The organism is Gymnodinialimonas sp. 57CJ19 (assembly GCF_038396845.1).
GTDB lineage: Bacteria > Pseudomonadota > Alphaproteobacteria > Rhodobacterales > Rhodobacteraceae > Gymnodinialimonas.
Map to the genome: position 1 here is coordinate 2,491,830 of NZ_CP151587.1, position 26,402 is coordinate 2,518,231.

General features: G+C 60.2%; 27 protein-coding genes. 9 read left to right on the forward strand and 18 right to left on the reverse strand.

Going from position 1 to position 26,402, the window contains the following annotated elements; translation table 11 throughout:
* Positions 1 to 37 precede the first annotated feature (37 nt).
* The 6 genes from AADW23_RS12215 to AADW23_RS12240 all read right to left on the reverse strand — a co-directional run bounded on the left by AADW23_RS12215 (position 38) and on the right by AADW23_RS12240 (position 4,955).
* Positions 38 to 634: a helix-turn-helix domain-containing protein gene (locus AADW23_RS12215; protein ID WP_341861216.1), complete on the reverse strand. Its 597-nt coding sequence runs from the start codon at positions 632 to 634 to the stop codon at positions 38 to 40.
* A 4-nt stretch (positions 635 to 638) separates the two neighbouring features.
* Positions 639 to 1,283, reverse strand: a complete 645-nt coding sequence (locus tag AADW23_RS12220; protein WP_341861217.1) for a DsbA family oxidoreductase — start codon at positions 1,281 to 1,283, stop codon at positions 639 to 641.
* Between the two features lie 106 nt (positions 1,284 to 1,389).
* Entirely contained in the window at positions 1,390 to 1,959 is a 570-nt protein-coding gene (locus tag AADW23_RS12225; protein ID WP_341861218.1) for a carboxymuconolactone decarboxylase family protein, read from the reverse strand.
* 107 nt (positions 1,960 to 2,066) lie between these two features.
* Positions 2,067 to 3,095, reverse strand: a complete 1,029-nt coding sequence (tdh, locus tag AADW23_RS12230; protein ID WP_341864328.1) for an L-threonine 3-dehydrogenase — start codon at positions 3,093 to 3,095, stop codon at positions 2,067 to 2,069.
* A gap of 8 nt (positions 3,096 to 3,103) precedes the next feature.
* Complete coding sequence (locus AADW23_RS12235; protein WP_341861219.1) at positions 3,104 to 4,306, reverse strand: glycine C-acetyltransferase; 1,203 nt, start codon at positions 4,304 to 4,306, stop codon at positions 3,104 to 3,106.
* An 82-nt stretch (positions 4,307 to 4,388) separates the two neighbouring features.
* Positions 4,389 to 4,955, reverse strand: coding sequence for an XRE family transcriptional regulator (locus AADW23_RS12240; RefSeq protein WP_341861220.1), 567 nt, complete (start codon positions 4,953 to 4,955; stop codon positions 4,389 to 4,391).
* 256 nt (positions 4,956 to 5,211) lie between these two features.
* On the opposite strand from AADW23_RS12240, the gene AADW23_RS12245 reads away from it, so the two are divergent.
* The 3 genes from AADW23_RS12245 to AADW23_RS12255 are packed head-to-tail and all read left to right on the forward strand — an operon-like array spanning position 5,212 to position 7,410.
* A complete protein-coding gene (locus tag AADW23_RS12245) occupies positions 5,212 to 6,603 on the forward strand; it encodes an MATE family efflux transporter (RefSeq protein WP_341861221.1) in 1,392 nt (463 codons plus the stop codon).
* Positions 6,600 to 7,022: a glyoxalase superfamily protein gene (locus AADW23_RS12250; protein WP_341861222.1), complete on the forward strand. Its 423-nt coding sequence runs from the start codon at positions 6,600 to 6,602 to the stop codon at positions 7,020 to 7,022. The genes AADW23_RS12245 and AADW23_RS12250 overlap by 4 nt, the downstream gene beginning before the upstream one ends.
* A gap of 58 nt (positions 7,023 to 7,080) precedes the next feature.
* Positions 7,081 to 7,410, forward strand: a complete 330-nt coding sequence (locus AADW23_RS12255) for a hypothetical protein (RefSeq protein WP_341861223.1) — start codon at positions 7,081 to 7,083, stop codon at positions 7,408 to 7,410.
* Between the two features lie 43 nt (positions 7,411 to 7,453).
* Here AADW23_RS12255 and AADW23_RS12260 read toward each other — a convergent pair whose 3' ends face one another.
* Genes AADW23_RS12260 through AADW23_RS12270 form a run of 3 tightly spaced genes read right to left on the reverse strand, consistent with a single transcriptional unit; the run spans position 7,454 to position 10,409 of the window.
* Positions 7,454 to 8,497 (reverse strand): TRAP transporter substrate-binding protein, encoded by a 1,044-nt coding sequence (locus AADW23_RS12260; RefSeq protein ID WP_341861224.1) that lies wholly within the window; start codon positions 8,495 to 8,497, stop codon positions 7,454 to 7,456.
* Between the two features lie 35 nt (positions 8,498 to 8,532).
* Positions 8,533 to 9,828: a TRAP transporter large permease gene (locus AADW23_RS12265; RefSeq protein WP_341861225.1), complete on the reverse strand. Its 1,296-nt coding sequence runs from the start codon at positions 9,826 to 9,828 to the stop codon at positions 8,533 to 8,535.
* Positions 9,825 to 10,409 (reverse strand): TRAP transporter small permease, encoded by a 585-nt coding sequence (locus AADW23_RS12270; protein WP_341861226.1) that lies wholly within the window; start codon positions 10,407 to 10,409, stop codon positions 9,825 to 9,827. Before AADW23_RS12270 ends, AADW23_RS12265 begins: the two co-directional genes overlap by 4 nt.
* 640 nt (positions 10,410 to 11,049) lie before the next feature.
* On the opposite strand from AADW23_RS12270, the gene AADW23_RS12275 reads away from it, so the two are divergent.
* Positions 11,050 to 11,661, forward strand: a complete 612-nt coding sequence (locus AADW23_RS12275; RefSeq protein ID WP_341861227.1) for a helix-turn-helix transcriptional regulator — start codon at positions 11,050 to 11,052, stop codon at positions 11,659 to 11,661.
* 82 nt (positions 11,662 to 11,743) lie between these two features.
* On the opposite strand, the gene AADW23_RS12280 is transcribed toward AADW23_RS12275, so the two are convergent.
* The 8 genes from AADW23_RS12280 to AADW23_RS12315 all read right to left on the reverse strand — a co-directional run bounded on the left by AADW23_RS12280 (position 11,744) and on the right by AADW23_RS12315 (position 20,491).
* Complete coding sequence (locus AADW23_RS12280; protein ID WP_341861228.1) at positions 11,744 to 13,444, reverse strand: hypothetical protein; 1,701 nt, start codon at positions 13,442 to 13,444, stop codon at positions 11,744 to 11,746.
* A gap of 64 nt (positions 13,445 to 13,508) precedes the next feature.
* Positions 13,509 to 13,928, reverse strand: coding sequence for a TadE/TadG family type IV pilus assembly protein (locus AADW23_RS12285; protein ID WP_341861229.1), 420 nt, complete (start codon positions 13,926 to 13,928; stop codon positions 13,509 to 13,511).
* Positions 13,929 to 13,939: 11 nt separating this feature from the next.
* Entirely contained in the window at positions 13,940 to 14,908 is a 969-nt protein-coding gene (locus AADW23_RS12290) for a type II secretion system F family protein (RefSeq protein WP_341861230.1), read from the reverse strand.
* Between the two features lie 30 nt (positions 14,909 to 14,938).
* Positions 14,939 to 15,901, reverse strand: coding sequence for a type II secretion system F family protein (locus AADW23_RS12295; protein ID WP_341861231.1), 963 nt, complete (start codon positions 15,899 to 15,901; stop codon positions 14,939 to 14,941).
* 3 nt (positions 15,902 to 15,904) lie between these two features.
* Positions 15,905 to 17,533 carry a CpaF family protein gene (locus AADW23_RS12300; RefSeq protein WP_341861232.1) on the reverse strand — a complete coding sequence of 543 codons (1,629 nt, stop codon included), beginning with the start codon at positions 17,531 to 17,533 and terminating at the stop codon, positions 15,905 to 15,907.
* Complete coding sequence (locus tag AADW23_RS12305) at positions 17,530 to 18,771, reverse strand: hypothetical protein (protein WP_341861233.1); 1,242 nt, start codon at positions 18,769 to 18,771, stop codon at positions 17,530 to 17,532. Before AADW23_RS12305 ends, AADW23_RS12300 begins: the two co-directional genes overlap by 4 nt.
* A gap of 103 nt (positions 18,772 to 18,874) precedes the next feature.
* A complete protein-coding gene (locus tag AADW23_RS12310) occupies positions 18,875 to 19,114 on the reverse strand; it encodes a Flp family type IVb pilin (protein WP_341861234.1) in 240 nt (79 codons plus the stop codon).
* A gap of 396 nt (positions 19,115 to 19,510) precedes the next feature.
* Positions 19,511 to 20,491 (reverse strand): sterol desaturase family protein, encoded by a 981-nt coding sequence (locus AADW23_RS12315; protein WP_341861235.1) that lies wholly within the window; start codon positions 20,489 to 20,491, stop codon positions 19,511 to 19,513.
* A 107-nt stretch (positions 20,492 to 20,598) separates the two neighbouring features.
* On the opposite strand from AADW23_RS12315, the gene AADW23_RS12320 reads away from it, so the two are divergent.
* Positions 20,599 to 21,534 (forward strand): LysR family transcriptional regulator, encoded by a 936-nt coding sequence (locus tag AADW23_RS12320; protein WP_341861236.1) that lies wholly within the window; start codon positions 20,599 to 20,601, stop codon positions 21,532 to 21,534.
* On the opposite strand, the gene AADW23_RS12325 is transcribed toward AADW23_RS12320, so the two are convergent.
* Positions 21,531 to 22,295, reverse strand: coding sequence for a DeoR/GlpR family DNA-binding transcription regulator (locus tag AADW23_RS12325; RefSeq protein ID WP_341861237.1), 765 nt, complete (start codon positions 22,293 to 22,295; stop codon positions 21,531 to 21,533). The genes AADW23_RS12320 and AADW23_RS12325 overlap by 4 nt on opposite strands.
* Before the next feature lie 137 nt (positions 22,296 to 22,432).
* On the opposite strand from AADW23_RS12325, the gene AADW23_RS12330 reads away from it, so the two are divergent.
* The 4 genes from AADW23_RS12330 to ugpE all read left to right on the forward strand — a co-directional run bounded on the left by AADW23_RS12330 (position 22,433) and on the right by ugpE (position 26,391).
* Positions 22,433 to 22,804: a methylglyoxal synthase gene (locus AADW23_RS12330; RefSeq protein ID WP_341861238.1), complete on the forward strand. Its 372-nt coding sequence runs from the start codon at positions 22,433 to 22,435 to the stop codon at positions 22,802 to 22,804.
* Between the two features lie 376 nt (positions 22,805 to 23,180).
* The gene (locus AADW23_RS12335) at positions 23,181 to 24,482 is read left to right on the forward strand and encodes an extracellular solute-binding protein (RefSeq protein WP_341861239.1); all 1,302 of its coding nucleotides are present in this window, start codon (positions 23,181 to 23,183) and stop codon (positions 24,480 to 24,482) included.
* Positions 24,483 to 24,586: 104 nt separating this feature from the next.
* The gene (locus AADW23_RS12340) at positions 24,587 to 25,468 is read left to right on the forward strand and encodes an ABC transporter permease subunit (RefSeq protein WP_341861240.1); all 882 of its coding nucleotides are present in this window, start codon (positions 24,587 to 24,589) and stop codon (positions 25,466 to 25,468) included.
* Positions 25,469 to 25,482: 14 nt separating this feature from the next.
* Positions 25,483 to 26,391 (forward strand): sn-glycerol-3-phosphate ABC transporter permease UgpE, encoded by a 909-nt coding sequence (gene ugpE / locus AADW23_RS12345; protein WP_341861241.1) that lies wholly within the window; start codon positions 25,483 to 25,485, stop codon positions 26,389 to 26,391.
* The last annotated feature ends 11 nt before the right edge of the window (positions 26,392 to 26,402 follow it).

Sequence of the window (26,402 nt, forward strand, 5' to 3'; positions counted from 1 at the left end):
CGACGCGCCACTTCGCTCAACAGGGTAGGGTGGCGCGTTACGCTGTGCCCAAGGCCAGTGTTTCTTGCGCCATATCATCGGCGAGTTTTTGAATGTCTTCACGGGGCAAGCCGCGCAGCAATTCTACCCGGAGCGCCGAGATATTGGCCTGGTAGCGCCGCGCAAGGCGCTTGGGGTCGGCGTCGGCGCGGACTTCCCCTTCCGATTGGGCGGCTTTGAAGGTATCGGCAAAGGCCGCGCACATCTGTTCGAGGTAGTTTTGCGCCGCTGTGGCGATTGCCGGTTCCGTCGTGGCCGTATCGACCATCGTTTTCATTAACATACATGCCTGCCGCGTCGGCTCGGCCCCGGAAAGGTCGGCGTAGGTTTGAAACTGCGCCGCAAGCCCGGTCAGCGGCGTGTCGGCATTGGCGATCTGGGCGAGAAACCCTTTGCGGGAGGCCTCAAAATACCGCTCAATCGCCAGCAGGTAGAGGTTCTCTTTGCTCTCAAACGCCGCGTAGATGCTGCCCGGTTTCATGGTTAACGCGACCTCCAGATCCTTGAGGGAGGTCGCGTGATAGCCCTTGCGCCAGAATACGGCCATGGCCGCCTCCAGGGCGGCATCACGGTCGTAATTTGCGGCGCGTGCCATGGGATTAGTCCCTCATTTCCGCCAGTTGGGTCAGGATACTGGTGTAGTTTTCAACGCCCTGCGCCCCGGTGACAAGGTGTTTGCGGTCAAAGACCACGGCGGGCACGCCAGTAATGCCCTGTTGCTGCCAGAACTGTTCCGCGCTGCGCACCTCTTGGGCGTAGCGTTGATCTTCCAACACGGCCACCGTCTCGGCCCGGTCCAGCCCGATTTCGCCCGCAACATCGGCCAGCACGGTGATGTCGGACAGGTTGCGTTGATCGGTGAAATGGGCCTTGAAAAGCTCCTGTTTCAGGTCGTGCATCCGGCCTTGGGTATTGGCCCAATGGAGCAGCTGGTGGGTGTTGAACGTGTTGTGCATGCGCGAGTCCTCGGACCACGCGAAGTCGAACCCAAGGCTATCGCCCAAGGCCTTCATTTGCTGGCGCGATTGTTCGGATTGTTCCGGCGTGCTGCCGTATTTCTCCATGATATGTTCGCGGGTATTCTGCCCCTCGGGCGGCATCTGGGGGTTCAACTCGAACGGGTGCCATTGGATTTCATGGGGTGTGCCCGATGCTTCCAGGGCGGTGGCAAGCTGGCGGTAGCCGATGATGCACCAGGGGCACATGACATCAGAGATGATGTCGATTTTCAGGGGCTCGGTCATTTTCGGTCCTTTCTGGGCGCATCAAAGCAAAGGCGGGCCAATGCCCGCCGCTTGCGCTGTCATATGGGTGGGGCGGGCGCCAAACGCCAGCCCCCCGCCGTTAACCTTATTCGGCTGCGACGGCGTCATTCTTTTCCCAGGCAAACTTCTGGAACACCTGATCGACGGGCGTTTTGGCGAAGTGGTTGGTGTAGTTGGACATCAGTTTTTGCGCGGCACCCAGGATGATCTCCAGGATATTCGTCTCGGTGAAGCCCGCATCAAGGAAGGCTTGGGTGTCGGCGTCGGAGACAAAACCAAGGTCACGGATCGACGCCAGCGTGAAGGTGCGCAGGGCTTCCAGCTTGGCCGTCGGCAGGGGCGTCTCATTGCGCAGCGCTTCGGTGATGGCGTCATCCACCTTCATCATTTTCGCGATGCCAGTGTGGGCGGGCACGCAGTAGTGGCCGTTGCTTTCGACGTTAATCGTTTGCCAAACAACGGTTTTCTCCTCGGCGGAGAGGCTGGTGGCCATGAACTGTTGATGAGCGAAAGCATAGGCTTCCAGCAGTGGCGGCGCGGCGGCCATGGCGCCGTGCAGGCCCGGAATGCGACCGTTGTTTTTGAACGAGGCTTCCAGAGCGGGTTTTGCAGCTTCGGGGGCGGAAGCGATGGTGTGGATGGGAAACGTAGCCATGGCGTGTCTTTTCGGGCCGGTATCAGAGTTGACAACAGCCAGATAGGAGGCCTTGAGTGATCGCTCAATAAAATATTTGAGCAATCACTCAAACATGAGGCGCTGGCCTACGCCCGCCAATTCAAAACCACCTTGCCAGAGCTTCCCGACAGCATCGCCGCGAAGCCGTCTTCGAAACGGTCCACGGGAAAGCGGTGCGTGACGATGCGCGAGATGTCCAAATTATCCTCTAACATGGCGATCATCTTGTACCAGGTCTCAAAGATCTCGCGGCCGTAGACCCCCTTGATGGTGAGCGCCTTGAAAACGATGCGGTTCCAATCCACCAGCGACTTGCCGGGCGGAATGCCAAGCATCGCGATACGTCCGCCCATCACCATCGCCTCGATCATCTGATCAAACGCCGCCGCGTTGCCCGACATCTCGAGCCCCACATCGAAGCCTTGTTTCATGCCCAAATTGTCGATCACGCTTTGCAGATCTGTCGTGGAGACATTCACCGTTACGACATCCGTGACCTGCGCCGCCAGATCGAGCCGATCTTGGTTGATGTCGGTAATCACCACATGGCGTGCGCCGACATGCTGTGCGACCGCGGCAGCCATGATGCCGATGGGCCCCGCGCCGGTAATCAGCACGTCCTCTCCGATCAGATCAAAGCTTAACGCGGTGTGAACCGCGTTGCCGAGGGGATCAAGGATCGCGCCGATCTCGTCAGAGATGGCGTCGGGCAGGGGGACCACATTGAAGGCGGGCAGGGCGAGGTATTGGGCAAAGGCGCCGTCCACATTCACGCCGATGCCCTTGGTTTCCGGGTCCAGATGGAACTTGCCCGACCGGCTTTGGCGGGAATGTTTGCTGATCAGATGCCCTTCGCCCGAACAGCGCTGGCCGAGGCTTAGATCATCGACATTGCGGCCAAGCTCTACGATCTCACCGGCGAATTCGTGGCCGGTTATCAGCCCCAGAGGCACCGTCTTTTGGGACCATTCATCCCAGTTCCAGATATGCGCATCGGTGCCGCAAATCCCGGTTTGGTTCACCCGGATCAGCACCTCATCAGGGCCGATTTGCGGGATTGGCCGGGTCTCCATCCAAAGGCCCTTTTCGGCCTTGGATTTCACCAGACATTTCATGGTGCCATTCATCGGATGATCCTCAACTCGCGGCCCGCCGTGGCGAAGGCGGCGAGGGCTGTGTCCAGTTCTTCACGGGTCAGGGCCGCGTTCATTTGGGTGCGAATGCGGGCCTGGCCCTTGGGCACGACGGGAAAGAAGAAGCCCGCCACATAGACACCCAATTCGTAAAGGCGCGCGGCCATCTTTTGGCTGAGTTTCGCATCCCCCAACATCACCGGAATAATCGGATGTTCGCCTTCCAGAAGGTCAAACCCAAGCTCCGCCAGCCCGGTCCGCCAATAGGCGGCGTTGTCGAACAATTGCTGGCGCAGCGCGTCGCCGTCTTCCACCAGCTCAAGCGCCTTCAGCCCTGCCGCCACAACCGACGGCGGCAGGGAGTTGGAGAACAAGTAAGGACGCGCCCGTTGCCGCAGCAGGTCGATCACCGGCTGAGGTCCCGCGATATAGCCGCCAATCGCGCCGCCAAGGGCCTTGCCCAACGTGCCGGTCAGAATGTCGACATCGACGCCGTGATGGGCCGGCGTGCCTGCACCCTTGGGGCCCATGAAACCGGTGGCGTGGCAGTCATCCACCATCACCAGGGCATCGTATTTTGCAGCCAATTCAGCGATTTCCGGCAGTTTCGCCAGATAGCCATCCATCGAGAAAACGCCATCGGTGGCGATCATGATGAACCTCGCGCCCGCCGCGCGTGCGTCCTTCAGTTTGGCCTCCAGATCCGCCATGTCAGAGTTCGCGTAGCGGTAGCGGCTGGCTTTGCACAGGCGGATGCCGTCAATGATCGAGGCGTGGTTCAGGCTATCGGAGATGATCGCGTCTTCGGGGCCGAGAAGGGGCTCGAACAGGCCACCATTGGCGTCAAAACAGGCGGCGAAAAGGATTGCGTCGTCCTTGTTCAGGAACGCGGCCAGCTTTTGTTCCAACTCGCGGTGCAGGTCCTGGGTGCCGCAGATGAACCGGACCGAGGCCATGCCGTAACCGTGGTCGTCCATCGCGTCTTTCGCGGCTTCGATCAGTTGCGGATGGTCCGCGAGGCCGAGGTAGTTGTTGGCGCAAAGGTTAATCACTTGGCGCGTGCTGGCGTCGGGCAGCGCCACCGTGATCCGCCCCGCTTGGGCCGAGGTAATCAGGCGTTCGCTCTTATACAGCCCGTCATTTTCGATGCCGGTCAGCGTGTTGGAAATGTGGTCGAGAAATTGCGTGGACATGGGGAGCCTCCGGTTTAGCGGATAAGTATCCGTTGGAGGTGCCGCTTGTCAATATCTGGGATTTTCGCCGTTAAGTTGGAATTCAGGCGTTTTTCACGATCAAAAGCGCCCGCGATTGATCTTCTGCAAGAATTGAATGCTCCACATCGGCGGCATAACGGATGGTGTCGCCAGTGCCAGCCTCGGCCCGTTCGCCTTCGGACACGACGGCCAAGGCACCTTCCAAAACGGTCAGATGTTCCACACATCCCGCCTTGTGCGGGGCGCTTTCCAGTGCCGCGCCGGCGTTAAAACGGATATCGTAGACCTCGGTTCCGCCCACCTCATCGGGGGCACTCAGGATGCGGATCTCGCAGCCTGCGGCGCGGTTGCGGATAACGGGAGTGTTGTCGGCATGGACGATCTCGCGAATTGGATGGGCCGGTTCGGAATCGTCATCCAAAAGGGACGCAAAATCAATGGATAGGGCGCGGGTCAGGTTCCAGAGGCTGGCGACCGTGGGGCTGCTTTCGCCGCGCTCAATCTGGCTGAGCATGGACCGAGACACCCCCGATAACTTCGCCAAAGCGTCCAGGCTCAGCCCTTTGGCCGCCCGTTCTTCTTTCAGCCGAGACGCCAAACGCGCCGTGATTTCTGCCCGGTCCGTCATTGCGTCCTGCTCCATTCGTTCGTCGAATCCAACATAGCGGAGGAAGCCCGCGCCTCCAACAGGCCAAAATAAAAATGCTTGACCGGTACGAAGACTCTTCCTAGATGGCGCTCAGGCCTTAGACGCCTGCCGCCCGCTGACGCAAGTCTTGGTGAAGTTCTACGTGATACGTTTTCACAATCTCTTTCCGCAATCGCGCGGATGGTAATGCGGGTTCCATCTTTCACTGCGCGACGTTGCTAAAGAGATATTGGAAATGTCTGATACCCCCCCGAATTCCTTCACGGATGCGCCCCTTGGCGTGATCTACCTGAAAACCGCCGTTCCGATCATTTTTGTGATGGGGATGAACGGCTTGCTGTCGGTGGCCGATGCGCTGTTTCTGGGCATCTATGTGGGCCCCGCGGCCTTGGCCGCCGTCACCCTCATGTTCCCGATCTACATGCTGATCGTGGCGCTTTCGACCCTTGTTTCCAACGGCATGTCCAGTCTTCTGGCCCGCCGGTTGGGGGCAGGGGATATGCGTGGGGCGGGCGCTGTTTTTGTGGGCGCTCATGGGCTTGCCTTGGCGGTGGGGGCCGGGTTGATCGTGTTGTTCACCCTTTTTGGTCCCGCGATGGCGTTAAGCGCGGCCAGTGGTGACGCGGAACTGGCGCGGATGGGCGTGATCTACCTGCGGATCACGGTCTATTTCTCGCCCTTGTTGTTCGTTTTGTCGGTAAACTCTGACGCGCTGCGCAACGAGGGGCGCGTGGGCTTCATGGCTGCGATGAGCTTACTGGTGTCGCTGGCCAACATCGCCTTCAACTACGTCCTGATCGCGATATTCGAGTTGGGCGTGGCCGGGTCTGCCTATGGCACGGCAGCGGCGCAGACTTTGGCGCTTTGTATCGTTATCGGGTTCCGTATCTGGGGCAAAACCGCGTTGCGACCGGCGATTTTGCGGCGGTATTCGATGGGGCATGGGTGGGGGCGTATCCTTGCCCTTGGTGCGCCGCAGAGCCTGAACTTCTTGGGCCTCTCCCTTTCGTCTGTGGCGATTATCATGATGCTGCAATGGGTGGGTAGCCCGGCCTACAGCGATACGATCTCGGCTTATGGGATCATCACGCGCGTGGTCACCTTTACCTTTCTGCCGCTTCTTGGGCTGTCGTTTGCGATGCAGACGATCACCGGCAACAACTATGGCGCGCAGATTTGGCACCGGGCGGACGCAAGTTTTCGGATCGCCCTGTGGGTGGCACTGATCTACTGCGCCACGGTGCAAGCCATTGTGATGCGCTTTCCGGCCCAAATCGCGGGCGCTTTTGTAGATGACCCCGCCGTCATCGCCGAGGTCGTGCGCATCTTGCCGATCATGACCGTCGTGTTCTTCCTTATGGGGCCGCTGATGATGGTGGCGAGCTATTTTCAAGCCATCGGATCAGCCTTGAACGCGGCCATTTTGGGCCTGACCAAACCCTACCTATTCGTGATCCCGTTAACCCTTCTGCTGCCCCTGTCGTTTGGGGAAATCGGGGTCTGGCTCGCGGGGCCATTGGCAGAAATCCTGCTGCTTGGCCTAACCTTAGTCGTGCTGTTTCGGCGCGGCAGACACAGCAACTTGGCGTGGGGTATTTTCCAGCCAAAGAAAGGAGAGGCGCTATGAGCGTTCAACCAAAAACAATCGCTCAGGCCAAAGATCAGGCGGCACAATTGCGCCGGGAGATGGCAGAGCAGGGGCAGCCCATGGGCCAAGGCAAAGCGTTGGAGCAGGTGGCGAAGCGGCACGGGTTCCACGATTGGAACACCATGTCGGCCACACTCGGCAAGGCGGCGGTTGCGGTCGGCGACAGGGTGAGCGGTCGCTTTATGGGGCAGCCGTTCGCGGGCGAGGTGCGGGAGATGTCTGAGCTGCGCCCCGGTTGGGTGCAACTGTCGTTGCATCTGGATGAGGCTGTGGATGTTGTCACCTCGGACGCATTCTCGAACCTGCGCAAACGCATTCGCGGTGTTGTGGGCCCCAAGGGGCAATCGGTCGAGAAAACCAGTGACGGGCAGCCGCATTTGCAGTTGGATAACTGGTAAACCTCTCGCGCCAGTGCATGGAGCATTGGCGCGACCACTCTGATAAAGGAAACGCCCGGTGCCACGTCTTACCGCAGAAGAGTTGCAATCGTTCATGGCGGGCAAGACCCTGTACGCGTTTGATCCTGATACCAAGGCGCGGGTCGCGTCGGTCACTTATGGCAGGGAAGGGGACTGCGTGGCGCGCTTTGCTGACGGCACACAAGACACGGCAGAATGGGGCATGGAAGGCGACACCTATTGGACGCGCTACGCAAATTTTCGGGGGGGAGAGGTGAACCATTTCACCCTTGATCTTATCGCCAATCAGGTGGCGCAGGCCTATCACACCGATGGCCGCCGGGCGTTTCTGCAAAGCCCCTTGGAGACCTTGGACGACGACGCCTGAAGGGGGAGGATGAGCAGGCAATCCCGCTCATCCCGGTATCAACTTACTGGATCTCAAAACCCATCGCGGCCCCGATGGTCTCGTTCCAAGCGGTGGCGCATTCGTCGCCACAACGGTCACGGTAGGCGGGCAGAACGGCCTCGGTCGCGGCTTCGGCCATCAGCGCCATATCGGCATCGGATGCAGGAACCAGCGTCATGCTCGCCGCATCGCCATAAGCACATTCGCCCCCGGTATTGCACGACAGACCGTCCGCCGTTTCGGTGGCGGCAAGGGTGAACATCTCGGTCTCCAGTTCGGCCAAGCCGGTAGAGATCGCCTCTTGGGCGGCGGGGTCGATGCTGTTCCACCAATCAAGGTTGGCGATATGGGCGATCACGCCGTGGTTGATCGGAATGGCCGAGATGTAGTTTGCGGGCTGGTGCCATTCGGCCAGATAGCCGGACAACGCGCCGGTGATCGCGCAATCAATTGTGCCGTTGGCCATGGCGGTGGGAACCTCGCCGAACGCCATCCCGATGGGAGAGGCCCCGATATGTTCCAAAAACACCTGCTGAGAGGCGCCCGACGCGCGGACCTGGCGCCCTTCCAGATCGGTCAGAGAGGTGAACTCATCGCGGCAGTAGACGACTTGGCTTTGATAGGTGCCGTAGCCCAGAAGCTGGATACCGTGGTTTTCCGCAAGGAACGCCGTGTGGGTATCGCGGAAGGCCATGGCGGCTTGGTGAACGGCCTCCACATCGGCCACAACGCCCACAAGGTCGGTCGCCTCGTTCATCGGCACAGAGCCCGAGGTATAGGCAAGGACTTGGTGCGCCATTTGCACGGTGCCGTTGGACACGAGCGAGAACAGCTCTCCGCCATCAAAGCCTAGCTCGTTGAAGGGACGGATGTTGGCCGTGATCGCGCCGTCGGTTGCCTCAACAATGGTTTCGGACCAGAAGGGTTGCTCCATATCCTGGTACATCGACAGAATGCCGATGGAGCCCACAACGTTGAATTCGGTCGCGGGGATATCTTGGGCAAGTGTCGGCGCGGCGGCGAGGCCAAGGGCCAGGGCGCTGACAGCGGTAAGGTGATGTTTCATAATACTCTCCTTGTTGGGGCCGGGTTGGTCCCGGCCTATCTTGGGTTAACGATTTCAGGCAGCCACAACGCGAGGCCGGGCAGGGCGATCAGCAGGCCGATCATGATGAGCATGGCCAACAGAAACGGGATCGAGCCGATGAACAGATCAAGGATAGAGCCCGATTTGCGCACTGCCTGCACGATATAAAGGTTCATCCCCACGGGTGGCGTAATCAAGGCCGCCTCGATCAGGATGACAAAGACGATGCCCCACCAAACCGGATCATAGCCAAGCCCAATGATGACGGGCACGATGATCGGCGTGGTGGCAATCATCATCGAGATCGTCTCCATGAAACAGCCCAACAGCAGGTAGAACGCGATGATCGCCAGCAGCATCATCAAGGGCGGCCAGCCAAGGGCCAGAATGGCCGTGGTGATCGTATCCACCAGCCCGACCGATACCATGGCAAGGTTCAGGAAAAAGGCTGCCAGCACGATCAGCATAATCATGCAGGTGGTCCGCACGGTGCCTTCAAAGGCGCTAAGCAGCACAGCGACCGATAGCTTGCCGTTCCACGCGACAAGCCCAAGGGTCGCGAGAAGGCCCAAGGCCGCGGCTTCGGTCGGGGTGGCAAGACCCACGTAGATGGAGCCTACAACAACGAAAAACAGCCCCAACGGCGGCAGCAAATGCGGCAACCCGGCAATCCGCGCGGGCCAGAGCGATCCGGTTGAAGGCTTGGATTTGACCAGCGAAGGCTTGGCGAGAACGGCAAAAAGGACGATCCCGGAAAACAGCATCGCCAGCAGCGTGCCGGGAATAAACCCCGCAGCATAAAGGTCCGTGACCGAGGTTTGCGACAGCACCGAATAGACGATCATGTTGATCGACGGCGGGATCAGGATGCCCAAAGTGCCCCCCGCAGCGATCGAGCCCAGAAACAGCGGACGGTTGTAGCCCCCCTTGTCCATATTCGGCACCGCCACCGTGCCGATGGTCGCCGCGGTGGCCAGCGAAGACCCGGAGGTGGCCGCAAAGACCGCGCTAGAGGCGATGTTGGTATGGATCAACTGTCCCGGCACCCGTGCAAACCAAGGGGCCAGTGCGCCGAACAAGCGCTCGGACACGCCCGAGCGGTGCATCAACTCACCCATCATGATGAACATCGGCGCGGCGATCAGGATGAAGTCGTTGGAGTGACTCCACATGATCGGCCCGGCGGCGCGGGTCATTGGAATGAAGGCGTAGGTTTCCGACAGGTAATAACCGGTGATCGCCAGAACAGCCGCCACGGGCAGGCTCAGCGCCAGCCCGATCAGCAGGAAGAAGATCGCGCCCTTGATCATGGGGTGTCCTCGTCCACATCAATGCCGATGTCCTTGATTTCGTCCATCAAGTCGGGGTTGGAGATCAACGCCTCGGCCCCATCAGGATCGCCGGCAAACAGACGGGCGGCCGCGAAAAGCGGGGTGAGGCAGGCGACCGTGGCGAACCACACCAACCCGGCCCACCACAGGCTTTGGGGCAGGATCAACGGCACCTGCAATGTGGATTGTGAACGCGAGCCCAGGTTCCAGCTCTCGGCCAGAACATCAAAGGTGTAGTAGGCCAAGGCGGTTGCGGTTAAGGCCATCGCCAAGGCAGCCACCAGATCGAAGCCAAGGCGCAAGCGGCGCGGTAGCTTGGCGGTCAGGATATCGACCCGGATATTGGCCTTGCTGGACACGGTGTAGCCCATTCCAAGGCCGATGCAGGCGGCGAAAGCGTAGCTGGAGATCTCAAAACTCTCGACAATTGTGCGGCCCAACGTGGCGCGGGACACGACGTCAATGGCGATGGGCACGGCGCAGCCAAACAGAATGACCGCCCCCGCTGCCCACGCAAGCCAGGTACTGATTTTTGTGGTTAACCTATGGAATTGGTGCACGCGGGGGCGCCTCCTGTTGAAACGATACCGGCGGCAGAGATGTGGCGCGGGGGGACGATCGCAAGAACTTCGGGCCGCGCTGGCGCCGATGCCTGGGGGAGCTTGCCAAATGAGAGAGTTGCGCGTCGAACCATAGGCAGCACGCTAGGCCGTTCGCGGACCGTTAGGCAACGCGAGATTTTACAATTCGCCGGGCCAAGGCGGGCGGACGTAAGATGTGCCGATGATTTAGGCGGGGGGCAAGCCGGGGCCTGAACGGTCGAAGCGTTAAGGAAGCGGCAAAGAAACACTCTGTCGCAATGACGTAGGGGCAGGACACATTGTGGCAGAAAACGGGTGACCTCTCGGGGGCTGCACGGTTCCCGTTTGGGGCCAAAATGGCCTATGCGACGAAGGTATGATACGCCGGGTTGGCGGTTTTTATTATTTAAATTCAGTGTATTATTTGGAAGCCATCCAACCTTTAGTTGATCCCTCATAGCTTCTCGGTTGGTCCGTGCGACTTGGGGAGTTGGTTCTCATCCTTAAGGTTTAAGACGCAACAATAACGAAATGAAAGCCACGCGGTGCCCTAATCTACCACCAAATTCCGCCACAATCCGATCCTAGCGTTAAGGAACACGGGAAAAAGGAAGAAAAAATGACAAGGTTAATTGTCTCAGTAGCAGCCGGCGTTGGACTAGTCGGAGCAGTCAAAACGGGGCTGGCGCTTCAGTTTCTGGTCCCGGTTGAACAACAAAGCCCCGCGCTGATCGTCGGCATGTTCATCGTCTTTGTGGGTTTGACCGCCGCCGTTGCAGCCGCCGCTCTCTACCAATTCCGCGCGCATTTCGACGTGCAAGCGATCGAGCGTCCAGCGCCCGAAGTTGGCACCGAGGTGTCGAAAGAGGCGGTCATTTTGCGCTACACCAAGGAATGGGGCCTTTCGCAGGCCGAGAGTGATGTGGCGCTGTTCGTGGCCAAGGGGTTTTCCAACGCCGAAGGTGCTGACATGCGCGGCTGTGCCATTGCGACGGTCAAATCGCAGCTTGGCAGCATTTACAACAAATCCGGTCTTGAGACGCGCTATCAGTTGATGGCTTTTGTGACCGACGAGGTCTGCGCCCTGGCGCAGACCTCGGACACGGGGGAGGTTGAAACCGCCACCGTCACCGAGCTTCCGGTTGCAAAGAAAAAGCGCCGCTCCGCCGTTGATCGCGCTGCTTCGGCCGACCAGGACATGGCCGCGCTGCCCCGCGCCGCGCAAGCCTGACGCTTCACGCTTAAAATTCCCGTGGAAGGCCAGCACATTCCGGTGTGCTGGCCTTTTCGCTGTGCGGGGAAGCGGGCGGCGGCTACTGAACAAGCTGCACCCTCTCGCAATGATGACCGGTCAGAGTCAGTTCGCCCTCTCCAAGGTTTAGCCCGACGGCGTCCAACACCGCATCAAGAACCGTGTCCAACGGAGAGGCAAGCGTTGCCAGCAGTTGACCGGGCAGCACCGAGATCAACGTGCCGACAATGCCGTTGACCGCAGATGTCAGAAGACCCCCATTGCTGGGTTTGATCCGGATCTCGGTGTTGTCAGTGGCCAGTAGATCGCTAATGGCTGTGGCCAGCAGATCGCCAGATCCGAAGGTGCGCATGTTGGTGCCGTTAGTCATGTCGTTCTCGGTGAACGAGACTTCTTCCACTTGCGATTGACCAACGGTCGCGGAGGCGCGGATTTGCAGCGTCAGGTCAACGCTCACGAGCAGCAAGCTGACGCGAATATCCAGGAAATCAGCGTAGTCATTCACCCAGCTGGAAGTCACCGGGTCATAGGTGCGATCGCCCAGATACAGCGCCGCGACAGAAACGCCATCGGAGGGTGTAAGCGGGTTATGGGCGGTGGAGAAGCGGGCGATGACATCGTTGGGATCGGTCGTGGCGCAGTTCAGCTCCGTCAAAGTGGCGGTCGCCCCTGCAACGTCGACATGAAGCGGCAGGTGAAGGCGGGTGGCGGCGACGCTGGAAACAAGGCCGCCCAGAATGCTTGGCTCCACCTCGACATCAACATCCAACTCAGCGGCGGCAGTGCTAAGGGTCGTGCCTTCCTCGCCAATGGCCAGCCAACCGGAATCGGCGGGGCTATCTGGAAAGCTGAGGGCCGCATCGACGTCAAGAATACCCGGAGCCGCGACACCGATGTCCAGGTCCGCCGTATTGGTGCCATCGACCGCCTCGGCAGCGGCGATCAACAGATCAAGGGCGCTGACTTCCGTTTCACCGAGGAAGGCGGTCAGGGTCAGGCCAAGATCGCGGGCGTCTTGGTCGGACACGATGATATCATTGATCCCTGCCTCAAGCGACACGGGCAGGACGGTGAATTGCGCCAAGCGCCCTGAAACCCCGGCGGGAAGCATGTCCTGCATGGTGCGGACAAAATTGGCCAAGCTGGGGCGCATCGTCAGCACGTCAGCGGGGTTCAAGGGATCAAACCCCATCCGGTTCGACAATGCGTCCAGGAAGTCTGCGATGTTGATCTGTTCACTATCCAGCGCGACCTGATCGCCGGCATTCAGGGTGATTTGTGCCCCCAAAAGACCGGTCAGCAGGCCTGAAAGCGCGTCGGGATCAAAGCCCAAAAATCGCGATCCCAACGTGAATCGCGCCGCCCCGGTGCGAGAGGCCGTGGCCACGGAGTTGAGCGGGATACTGTCGCCATCGTAAATCAATTGCCCGAAGGTGAGCGGCGCGTCGGTGCGCAGGCGGACGGTCACCGCGTTCACGTCCGGGTCGCCTTGGGCGCGGGGTTGGAACCGATCCTCACGGGCAATGGCCGGGTTGCGCAGGTAGCGGCCGAATTGCCAATCCACGAAATCCTCATCCGTCAGCGCGTTGCCATCGAGCATTTGCATACGGCGATCATCGGCTTCGTCCAGATCTGCCGCAATACCCAGAGCTGTCAGGTCGCTGTGGGCCTGCAACTGCGACTGATCGCGGTAGATCACGGCGATGTCGGTGCCGAAGGCCACGAAGATCAACAACACGGTGAGCAAGAGGGCAACGATCACGGCAGCGGCACCTTCATCGTCGCGGGAGAAAGCTCGTGTATGGCAAAGAAGCCGGGAAAGGGCGCTAGTACGCGACATAGGCGCTCCCTTCCAAATGGGTCAGCTCCATCCCGAGGATACCGCTGGCAAGATCCAACAAAGAGCCATCCACGGCGTAAGAAATCTCGACCCGGATATCCGAGCCGGTAATGGTGGGGGTGTCGGCGATAGCCTCTTGCCGCAACAGGGGGTAGTTGCTCGAGGCTTCCTCGATATAGGCGTCATAGATTTCGGTCCGCTCCTGCGTCGTGATCCCGGCCACACTGGCCCGTGCAGAGGCGCTGGCCAATTGCTGCACCGAATGGCTGAGCGCCATGGCGTAGCCCACGAAGATGATCCCGAACAGCAGGCCGAACAGAAGCGGCGCGAGAAGGACAAATTCGATCGCGACAGCGCCGGTTTCACGGCGGAAGAAGCGTAGAAGGGGGGAGAGGATCTTGGACATGGTTGCTCCGCTCAGGTCGCGCCAAAGATGTTGTCGATGATGCTAATGGCGGCGGGGCCGACCAGCACAACGAAAACGGCAGGCATGATGCAGAAAATAAGCGGAACGGTCATGATGACGGGCAGGCGCGCGGCTTTTTCTTCCACCCGCAACAGGCGGTCGGCGCGCAGTTCCGACATCAGCGTTTTCATCGCCCGAGAGAACGGCGTGCCATAGCGGTCGGATTGGTCGAGGGTTTGGGTAAAGACCCCGATTTCAGGCAGCGGGACACGGTCGGCAAGGCCCTCGTAGGCGCTGCGGCGGTCGTTGGTCATGCGCATCTCGGCCACCATCTGCAACATCTCGGCCGAAAGCTCGGGGTGGGCCAAGGCAACTTCAAAGGACACCCGTTGCAGCGCGGGTTGAGGGCCAAGGCCCGCTTCACTGGCGATCACCAGCAGTTCCAGCAAGTCCGGCACCCCGGCACGGATGCGCGCCAGCCGCTTCTTGCGCATGGCGTCCAGCGCGATGTCTACGCCCTTGGACAGAGCCAGCGCGGCGGCGACCTTGGTGGCCAGCGGGATCAGAAGCGAGTCGTCCGGCGCACGGGTCAGGAATACCCAGCCGACCCCGATGACGGCGGTGGCCAGGGGAAGCAGCGTCTTGGCGAAGGCGTAGATCATCAGCGCATCGCGGTCCTTGAACCCGGCAGAGCGCAGGTCAGCGGCGGTTTTCTCGGCCTCGCCTCCAAGCAGAACCGCCAGGCGTTCCCCGACACTGGTGATCACCGACAGGGTGCTGTTACGCATCCGCTCCAGCAAAGGTGCGTCGGGCGTGTTAATGGGTGAATTGCTGCCCTTCATCCGCCCGGCAGCGCGCATCAAACGGCGATCCGCCGTGGTCTTGATCCGGGCGTCAGCGATCAGCGCGGCACAGGCCATCAGACCAAGGGTCAGCCCGCCAAACGCCAGCCAGAAAATGGTGGTGTCACCGCTCAGCATGGGGCCAGCTCCTGAGAATATACTGTATGATCAAACATCAAGACGCCCCATTCGAACCATCATGAACACGCCGATGATGATACCCATAATGCCCGCTGCCAGCAGCTTCTGCCCGCGGGGGTCATAGAACAGTGGCGAAAGGTATTCGGCGTTCAGCACAAAGATCACCCCGGCGATGCCGAAGGGCAGGGAGGCGAGGATCATGGCGCTGGCGCGGGCCTCGGACGATAGCGCACGGGCCTTTTGCTTGAGGCGGCGACGATCACGCAACTGCTGGGCAAGGTTCTCGATCGTGTCGACCAGATTGCCGCCGGTCTCGGTTTGCAGGGACGTGGCGACGCCGAAGAAATTGGCCTCGGGCGTGGGCATGCGGGTGGCAAGATCGGTGAAGGTGTCGGCCAGCCCGGTGCCAAGCACCAGCTGTCCGTGGCAGGTCGCAAATTCGGAACGCAGGGGCTCGGGCGCGTTTTCCACCACGATGCTCAGGCTATCGGCGACGGGGCGGCCCGCTTTCAGGCCGCGGGCGAATACGTCCAGCGCTTCGGGCAGTTGTTGCGTGAACGCGGTGATCCGGCGGCCGTAGGCGATCTTGAGGATCAAGGACAGGCCCACGGCGGGCAGGGCAATGGCAAGGATCGCGGCAAGGAAGGGAGGATGCCCCAGACCAATCGTCAGACCGGCGAAAACGATCAATACGGCAATGCCGACCTGAAAGAGGCATTCAGTGGCCGACAGGCGCAGGCCCGCGCGGGCAATTGCGCGTTCCAGCCGCGCCAGAACACGGGCCACGCCGTTGCCATTGGCCGCCGCGTGAGCCGTGCCGCGTTTACGGCGCGCAGGGGTATCGGTGCCGGTGATCTGACGCGCGGGAAGCGCCCGCTCCAACCGTTCCAAGTGGGCCCGGCGACGACGGTCGAGGGCGATCAACGCCCCCAGAACCACGCCTGCCAGGGCAAGACCACCCAGAACGAGAAGGATTAGATCAAAGCCCATGGATCAGTGCATCCCCAGGATGCGATCCAGATCGTCACCAAGGCCGTATTCGGCGGCACGGGTCGCGAAGTTGGGGCGGTAGCCCGTGTGCACGAACTGGCCCTGCACCGCATCACGGGTGCTGTCCGCAGAGACGTCGAAGTGGAAGATTTCCTGCAAGGTGATCGCATCGCCCGCGAGGCCCGCAATCTCGGAGATCGAGGTGATACGGCGGCGACCATCGCGCATCCGGCTGACCTGCACGATCAGGTGCACGGCATCGGACAGCTGCTTGCGCACGACGTTGCCACCGGGGGCGAAGCCCGCCAATGCAGCCATGCTCTCCACACGGGTCAGTGCCTCGCGTGGGGAGTTGGCGTGCAGGGTCGACATGGACCCATCGTGGCCCGTGTTCATGGCTTGCAGAAGGTCCAGCACTTCGTCGCCCCGGATCTCGCCGATGATAATGCGATCAGGGCGCATCCGCAGAGAGTTGCGCACCAGCGTCCGTGTCGTCACTTCGCCGTTGCCCTCAATGGAGGGGGGACGGGTCTCGAACCGGACAACATGGGGCTGTTGCAGGCGCAGTTCAGCGGCGTCTTCGATGGTGACGATCCGCTCATCGGCTGGGATGAACTCGGACATGGCGTTCATCAGGGTGGTTTTACCCGAGCCGGTGCCGCCGGAAATCAGAATGTTGAGGCGCAGCAAAGACGCGAGCCCCAGAAAGCCCGCCATCTGCGACGACAAAGATCCGCCCTCGACCAGAGCGTTGAACTTTACGGCGCGATTGGGGAATTTACGGATGGTGATCGTGGGGCCATCAATCGCCAAGGGCGGAATAGCCACGTTTACCCGGCTGCCATCGGCCAGACGCGCATCTACCATGGGTTGCGCTTCATCAATACGACGGCCCACGTCGGCCACGATACGGGTTGCGACGCCCAGAACATGGGCGTTGTCGCGAAAGCGCACGTTGGTCAGCGTCAGCTTGCCACCGCGTTCCACATAGACCTGATCGGGACCGTTCACCATGATGTCGGTGATGCTCTCATCGGCCAAAAGCGCCTCGAGCGGGCCGAGACCAAGCATGTCCGACAGGATCGTGCCCACAAGGTCGGCGATCTCGGTGCCGTTGAGTTGCAGCTTACGCTCGGATGACAGTTCGGAAATCGCAACGCGGATGTTTTCTTCTTGTACCCGGCGGCTCAGCACGGCGAGTTCGGCGAAATCCATGCGCTTGGACAGGGCCAGCGTGATTTCATTGGCCATGCGCAGGCGGGCCAATGTCTCTTCCGAGTTGCCTTGGAACGCTGCGGAAGGAGCCGATGCAGGGGCCGCAAACGACGGGGCCGCCGGCTTGGGAGCGGCGGCAGAAGGGGAAGCTGGTGGCACCGTCAGGCCCGTCTTGGCAGGAGCGGGGGCGGTGAAATCATCAGCGGTATCATCTTCGGCCAAGATCGCGGCTGCCTGGGTCAGGATTTGCCGCTGAAGGCTCATCGGCCAAGGGTGGCCGCTGTCCTCGACCACGAAGGTGATCGCGGCATTGGCGCGCTCCGTTGCTGACAGGCCGGCGGCATCAATACGACGGGCAAGGCTCAGGACTTGGTCCAGCGCCTCCCGCAGGGAGGGTTGTTCAATGTGAAGGGTCATCCCTTCACCCGCTTCAGAAAGCCGCGACGCGGCGCGGCGGCGTCAGGCTCCTTGGCCTTTACGGGCTTGGAGATGTCGTCCCAAAGGGCTTGGGCGACCTTGCCGTAGGGGCTGCGGGGTTGGCGCGCCACCAGGGGCACCCCGGCGCGGTGGGCGCGCATGATAGCGGCGTCCGAGCGGGGCAGGGTGTGGCGAAGGTCGGCCTTCAGAGCCTTGGACATGTCTTTCGCCGACAGGCCCGCATCGCGGCGCAGCTCGGTCAGGACCGGCACGACGGTCAGCTCTGGCGCGGCCTCTTTCAGCGCGTCCAGCATTCGCACTGCGGCGTGAACGCCAGAGTAGCCGCCGGGCATCACAACGACGAGGCGGTCCAACGTTTCCAACAGCGCGGGTTTGCGCAGAAGCAGGTCGCGCGGCGCATCCAGAATGGTGGCCTCAAAGTGCTTGGACAGGGTTGGGATCAGGTGGGTCATGCCGTCAATGGCGCGGGTATCATCGCCGCCGTGATGCAAATGGGCCGAGTAGATCGACAGCTTCGGCGTCATCTGATCCATGGAAGCAGTCAGAAAGGTCTCATCCACTCGGTTCGGGGCGGAAAGCGCCTCTAGCAGACCGGGGGTGGGGTTGCGGTTCAGGTCACAAGCGGCGGAACCGAAATGCAGGTCGCCATCCACCAGTGCCGTATTGCGTACCGCATTTTTCCTGGTGGAGGAGATGTAAGCGAGGTTCTGCGCCAGAAGGCTGGCACCGACGCCGCCGTTGCTGCCGGTCACGCCAATGCGCAGGGCCGGGCTCGCATCTGGCACCACGGTAAGTTCGGGCGCAGCAGTGGGGGTGTTGGCAGGAGCGCGGCTCAGCGACTCGATGATATCGGCAGAGCTTACGGGAAACGGGAAGTAATCCACCGCCCCCGCAGCGACAATGGCGCGGTAGGTGGAGATATCTGTTTGCTCGCCAAACACCACGACACGGGCGCCAGAGCGACGAATTTCAGCAACGCTTTCACAAGCGGTGGACAGGGGCAGGTTGCCGATTTCTGTCAGCAAGATATGGGACGCTTTTGATGGATCGGCGACACGGGCCGCACCGCTTACGCCACCGCCATACAACTCTGGCTCATTGCTGCCGATGTTGGCAGCGAAGTCCCGGACGACCGCCGCACCCTGTTCGGTGCAGACATAGGCGGTAACGGGGCTTTCAACGGGAGCAGTTGCAACGGGTTGGACGAGCGACGGCATGGATGCCTCCTGGGGGGAAAGGGAAAAAGGGACGCGCGGAAGGCCCAATACACGGGCGGACCTTCCGCGTGCCACACGGGGTAGTTGGGTGGCTTGGGAGGTATTACAAGCCGGGGTCGGCGGGGCTGCAGCCTGTACCTGTGACTTCCTCGCCAGCGTTCGCTTGTTGCATGGAGCATGCAACAGTATCAAAGCCGGATTCCGTCTCGGTGCCCAATGTGGCAACGGAACCAACGATCACGGCGGCGATTAGGGCGGCGAAGAGGCCGTATTCAATCGCGGTGGCGCCGCTTTCGTCTTTGGCGAAGGAAGTGAGGGGCGAGAAGTTAAAGATACGTGTCATTGGGGTAGCTCCTAGTTGGGTGATTACGTGGCATGACCAGTTGGCCGCCGATGACCCATTAATGACCCAAGCGCTGAAAAGTAGATATCCGTCGACGGGGGCAATCAGCTACGACCAGACCTAGGGATTACGGGCGTACGACCATGGTATGAAAGCCAAAATATTCCATTAAAATAAGTAACTTAACTATGTTGCTCGTTGGCGTTTTGCAGCTGTATACCTGTGTGAAAAGCGGGCACAAAAACGCCAGATTTAGGCCCGCTTCCCTCCGCATTTCGCGGAGGTTTCGCGGGCTCATTTCTCACCCACCAATCTTGAGATTCGCGTTGAATTCCCGGCTACGAAATCCTCGCCTTCACCCGTGCCCTCAAAGGGGCGTAGCGCGGTTGTCCTCGATTACGACCCCATCAGCTGCTTGCGGCGCTCTTTCATCCGCGCGTCCGCTGCAGCTGTTCCGTCGTGGAACGATCCGAAAAACTTGTCCCAAGGGATTTCAAGCGAGCCGTAGTTACACTCAAAATATCGGTGATGCATTTGGTGGTGGAACGTGCCCAAGGCCAGTCGGTTCTTGTCCTTTACCACTAAGCCCTCGAACCCCGTGTGGGTCGTTGCGGCGGTCAGGGCGTAATATTGCAGGTGGAAGAGGATGTGGACGGGATGGGCCGCCACAACCCAGTGGATCAGGACCGAGCCCAGGAAGATTACATGCTCGACCGGGTGCATCGAAAGACCCGACCAAGGCCCGACGTTGATGTTGCGATGGTGGAGGGCATGGACGTGTTTGTAGAAGAACGGGACGTGCAGAAGGCGGTGGATCCAGTAGAAATAGAAGCTCTCCCACACGGGGATGGCAAGGAACAGCGCCACAAACCACACCGGATGCGCGGCCCACGTCAGCATGGGCGCATAGCCATTGGCCAGCGCCCAGAACATCAGCACCTCGTAGGCGGTCCAGATTGTGACGCCACTGGCGAGGCTCCAGAACATGTTGTCGCGGATTTGGCCGCCCAGGGTGAACTGGCGCCCGTTCTTCATCAAGGGGCGGGGGTCATAGCGCAGGCGTTTGCCTTGTTTGGTGAAGGTATAGAAGTAGAGGTGCAAACCGCCCGCCACGGCGATCATCAACACAAGGTTGCGCACATACATCGAGGCGATCCATCCAATGGCGAAGGTTTGGGTTTCTGCCAGAGGCGGTTGAAACCAGTAGAACGACACGAAGGCGATACCGACGATGATCAGCTTTTCGGTAATCAGGAACCAGGCGTTCCAGACCCAAGCCAGCATATCCATCGGACGCGGGGGCCAGCTGAAGAAGGGCGACACCTTCAGCGGTACATCGGGCACATGGTTCCAACCTTTCAGGGGGGCGTCGTCCATGGGGATACCTTTATTGTCTGGGCAGGGCTGGGGGTACTCTGCCGACGTTCTCTTGCTGTGAAAAACAGTTTATAAGCGCCATTAACGTCTGAATTTCCGAGGTGGCGATGACCGTAACGCTCAAAGCGATGTCTTATTTCACCACCGCCGTGCGCCATGGGAACATCGCAAAGGCGGCCGAAGTGCTGCATATCGCGCCGTCGGCAGTGGCCACGGCAATAGATCAGGTGGAGGCGGCCTTTGATCTGACCCTTGTGACACGGCAGCGCTCAAGGGGGATACAGGCCAACGCCAGCGGCCGCCTTGTGGCGCAGAAGCTGGAGAGGTTGCTAGAGGACTACCGCGCCACGATGGCAGAAGGCGCGGACCTGAAGCAATCGCTGAGTGGCGCCTTGCGCGTCGGCTATTACGCCCCCATTGCGCCAGCGTTTCTGCCCCCGATCCTTGCGTCGCTGGTCCCCCGGGGGCACGACGTCACGGTGCATCTGGAGGAATGTGACAACGATACGGCACAAGACGGTCTGCTGAACGGCACCTTTGATGTGATCTTGTTTGTCAGCGAAGGGGCGCGGCCTACGGTTCAATTCGATCCGCTCCTTAAAGCGCCCGCATATTGTCTTGTGCCCGAGGACCATCCCTTGGCGCGGCAACCAAGCGTCACCATGGCTGACATCGCACGGGAGCCTTTGGTTGTGCTCAACCGCCCCGTTGCGGGCGATTATTATCGAAGTCTGTTCGACACCCACGCCAAGGGGGCCGGAGTTGCGGCCTATGCCTCCTCGACCGAGATGGTGCGCGCGCTGGTGGCCGAGGGGCAGGGCTGCGCGGTCCTGAATATGAAGCCGCTCACCGATGTAACATATAGTGGCGGCCGCGTGGTGACCCTTCCGATTGCCGATCCCGTGCCGCCGCTGACCCTTGCGATTGGCTATGACAAGTCACGCCCGCGCCGGTTGGTGCAGCACTTTGTTGACGGGTGCCGTACCTATTTCGCTACGGCAGACACAGGTCATCGTTATATTGTAGAGCCGAGCGGCGACTAGCCCGAGTTGTTGTGAACGCTCACGCCCCATTGGTCGCAATACTGGGCAAGAGGCGGGGCAAGGGGGGCATCGGTGAAAAAGCCGTCCACATCTTGAAGAGAGCAGATGCGGGCCGGGGCGGTGCGGTCGAACTTTGACGCATCGGCCACCAGAAACGTTTTACGCGACCGCGCGACGATGGCTTGGCTCACGCCGACCTCTTGCACGTCGAAATCCAGCACGTCGCCGTCCAGATCCAGCGCCGAGCAGCCGATCACGGCGTAATCGAGTTTGAACGTATTGATCGTGTCCACCGCCTGCGGCCCGATCAACCCGCCATCGGCCCGGCGCAGGGTGCCGCCAGTGACGACAATCTCGATGGCGGGGCTTTGGGACAGGATATTGGCGATGTTGAGGTTGTTGGTGACCACCAGAAGGTTCTCATGGCGACGCAGACGTTCGGCCACGGCCTCGGTACTGGTGCCGATGTTCAGAAAGACCGAGCAATCGTTGGGAATCTGCTGGGCGCAGGCTTGGGCGATCTTCGCCTTCGCTTCGGCTTGCAGACCGCGGCGTTCTTCATAGGCGTAGTTGTGGGTGCCCGAGGCCGGCATCGCGCCGCCGTGGACCCGGTTGAGAAAGCCCGCGTGATCCAACTCGGTCAGGTCACGGCGAATGGTTTGTACCGTCACCGCAAAATGCGCGGCCAAGCCGTCGACGGTTACCTTGCCGTCGCGGTTGGCGATTTCCAGAATTTCGGCCTGTCGAAAACCAAGGGGCATGGGGGTCATCCTATCGGGTGCGGCTGGACGGTAGCGCGTATGGGCGCAGAACAAAACGGCCGCAAGCCATGGCGCGGCAACCCGCGTGACGTGATGGGGCAGGTGCGCTATGGCAAGATGAACCTGCGGAGAGCCCCATGACCACGATTGCCCTTGTTGCCCACGATCAGAAGAAAGATGCCCTTGTCGCCTGGGCCAAGGCCCACGAGGCTGTGCTAACGGGGCACACGTTATTTGCGACGGGCACAACCGGGGGGCGCTTGCAGACGGAAACGGATCTTGCGGTGACGCCGGTGAAGTCAGGCCCCTTGGGCGGTGACGCACAATTGGGCGCGATGATTGCCGAAGGAAAGCTGCCGGTTCTGGTGTTCTTCATCGACCCGCTTTCGGCGATGCCCCACGATGTTGATGTTAAGTCGCTGATCCGTCTAGCGATTCTCTATGATACGCTTCTGGCGGTTAACGAAGAGACGGCGACAGCGGTCATGAAATCTCTTTCCGTAGCGTAATGGAATTTTTTTAATTCGGCGGCGAAAATCGTCTGCAACCTCGCGATTGCTGCGTGTCGGCGGGGGGCAGGGCACCCCAAATCCCTTTTGTAACAGGAATATGACAGCCCTTTGCGGCGGGTGTCACATAGCCGTCATGGGCAGGGTCTAGTGAGCCCCCACCAGGGGGCAGAAGATGCCGGGCCGAGGTCTCGGTTCGTAAACGTTTGCACTCTTCCGATCTGCGTGTAGGCTTCGGCTTCGCGGTGATCCGGGGGGAGGACGCGTCTTCTAATATGCGACCCGGTAACAAATCAGCTCGCCTCGGTATGGACCGAGGGGAAGTCACGCGACACTTGCGGCCCAAAATGCGGTCGCGTCACGATGGGAGAGACAAATGAACTTGAAAAACACAGTAGGCGCGAGCCTTGCACTGGGCCTTATGGCCGGCGCCGCACAGGCACAGACCGAGATCGAATGGTGGCACGCCATGGGCGGCCAGCTGGGTGAAACGGTCAACCAGATCGCCGAGAACTTCAACGCCAGCCAAGGCGACTACGTGATTACGCCCGTCTTCAAGGGCACTTACGAAGAGACACTGACTTCCGCCATTGCGGCGTTCCGTGCGGGCGAACAGCCTAACATCGTTCAGGTTTTCGATGCCGGTGCGGCGACCGTAATCGGTGCCCAGGGCGCGACAATCCCGGTTGAGCAGCTTCTCAACGACAACGGTGTTGGCTTCGACATCGAAGACTATATCTCCGGCGTGCGTAACTTCTATGCCGACGCCGATGGCCAGATGATCGGCATGCCGTTCAACTCCTCCACGCCGATCATGTATTACAACGCCGACGCGCTTGAAGCGGCTGGTGTTGAAGCGCCTGCAACGTGGGAAGAATTCGCCGAAACCACAGCGCCTGCGCTGGTGGAAGCGGGCTACATCCCGCTGGCACAATCGCACCTGCCCTGGATCTTCACCGAGAACTTCTTCTCGCGCCATAACCTGCCGTTCGCCACGAACGACAATGGCTACACTGGCGTGGACACTGAAATTCTGGTGAACCACCCCGCCATCCGCGATCACTTCACTGCCCTGACCGAATGGCAGGATGCGGGCTATTTTGAGTGGTACGGCACCGGTTGGGCCGACAACCAGGATCCCTTTGAAGCAGGTGAAGTCGCCATGTGGCTCGGGTCTTCGGGTTCGTTCGGCGGTATCGCTGACCGTGTGGAGTTCAACTTCTCCGCCACTGTGCTGCCTTACTGGGAGGCCGTGACGACCGAGCCAACGCAAACCTTCATCGGGGGCGCGGCACTGTTCGCGATGTCCGGTTTTGACGCTGAAGAAAACGCCGCAACAGCCGCCTTCTTCGACTACCTCGACAGCGTTGACGCGCAGGTCATGTGGCACACCGAAACGGGTTATGTGCCAATTACCACAGCGGCCTACGCAGCTGCGGCCGAGCAGGGTCACTATGATGAATTCCCCGCCGCCGAAGTTGGCATTCAGCAGCTGATGCTGGACGCGGGCGAGAACACCCGTGGCTACCGCATGGGCTTCTACGTGCAGATCCGTGACGTGATGAACCGTGAGTACGGCCGCATCCTGACCGGTGAAACCACTGTCGAAGACGCCTTCAACACGATCGAGGCAGAAGCCAACGATCTGCTGTCGCGCTTCGCTCAGACCCAAGGCTAAGCCCCAGTTCGGGTTAATACCTTCACGATACTGCATTGGCCGGGCTTAGTGCCCGGCCAGTTGCCAAGCAAAAACACGTTCAAGACCTCAGGGGGATACCTTTCGTGAAACGCGCCGCATTCGGCCATATCGGCTTTCCGATATTGCTGCTCATCCCGCAGCTCGCCATTATTGCGATCTTCTTCTATTGGCCCGCAGGCTATGCGATCCAATCTTCGTTTTATCTGGAAGATCCGTTCGGGTTTGGCTCTACCTTTGTGGGGGTCGACAATTACACCCGCCTCGCCAGCTCCTCCAGCTATATGTCGAGCGCTTGGTTCACCCTGATATTCACCTCTCTTGTGACCTTCTTCGCCCTCGCCATTGCGCTGTTGCTGGCGGTCAAGGCCGACAAGGTTATCCGCGGTGCCAAGACCTATCGCACGCTTTTGATGTGGGTCTACGCCGTGGCGCCGCCTGTGGCGGGCCTGATCGGGGTCATGCTGTTTGACCAATCGCGTGGCAACATCACCCAACTGCTGGGGATGATGGGGATCGAGTATCGCCTGGGTGTGAATTACTGGGATACGGCGACGGCGATGATCTCGGTCTCGATCTGGAAACAGATCCCGGTGAACTTCATCTTCTTCCTGTCCGGCCTGCAAGCTATTCCACGCTCGGTGCGTGAGGCCGCGATGATCGACAACCCATCGGGCACACGCCGGTTCTGGGACATCACTTTTCCGCTGCTGGCCCCCACGGGCTTCTTCTTGCTGATCATCAACATCACCTATTCGCTGTTCGATACCTTCGGCATCGTCGATACGATCGTGAAGGGCGAGCCGGGTAACAACCCGATGACGCTGGTTTATCGCGTGTTCGTTGATGGCTTCCGGGGCCAGGATCTGGGCGGGTCTTCCGCGCAATCGGTGGTTCTGATGATCCTCGTTCTAATCCTCACCGTTGTGCAGTTCCGTTTCCTGGAACGCCGCATCCATTATACTTGAGGGGGGGCTGAGACATGTCTGATATCTCTGAGACCCACACCAGCGCCGCAACAGCCCCGACGCGCCCGGCCAGACGGTTCCGGTGGGACACGGTTGTTGACCACGCGGTTCTGATCGCGGGGGCCCTGCTGATGCTGGTACCCGTCTATATGGTTTTCGCGACCTCGAGTTGGGACGCTATCACGATCCACCGCAACGGGATGCAGTTTGGCTTTGGCGACCAGTTTGGCGTCAACTATAACGCCGCTCTGTTTGAATATGGCGGGTTCACCGACAGTGTGAACGGCGTCACGATGCTGGCGAACTCGATGATCCTGGGCCTTGGCTTTGCCATTGGTAAAATCATCGTCGGCATGATGGCGGCCTATGCGATTGTCTACTTCCGCCTGCGTTTTGCCACGCTGGCGTTCTGGATGATCTTCACCACGCTGCTTCTACCCCTAGAGGTCCGTATTCTGCCCTCCTACGAGGTCATCACCGATATGAACCTCGGCAATACCTATACTGGCCTGATTGTGCCGCTGATTGCCTCGGCCACGGCGACGTTCTTCTTTCGGCAGTTCTTTCGTTCGGTGCCCGAGGAATTGATCGAGGCGGCGCGGATTGACGGGGCGGGGCCGGTGAAGTTCTTCATCGACATCCTTGTACCGCTGTCGCGCACCATGATTGCGGCGATGTTCATCATCATGTTCGTGTTCGGCTGGAACCAATACCTGTGGCCCACGCTGATCACCACGGACGAAAGCATGTTCACCCTGGTGCGCGGTATTCGGCAGATCATCCAATCCTACGCCGACGGCGGCGAAACACCGGATTACGGACAAGCGGCGGCCTTGGCGATCATCGCCATGACGCCTCCGGTGTTGATCGTGGTCTTCTTCCAAAGCTGGTTCGTCAAGGGCCTTACCGAGTCTGATAAGTAGAGAGAACCATT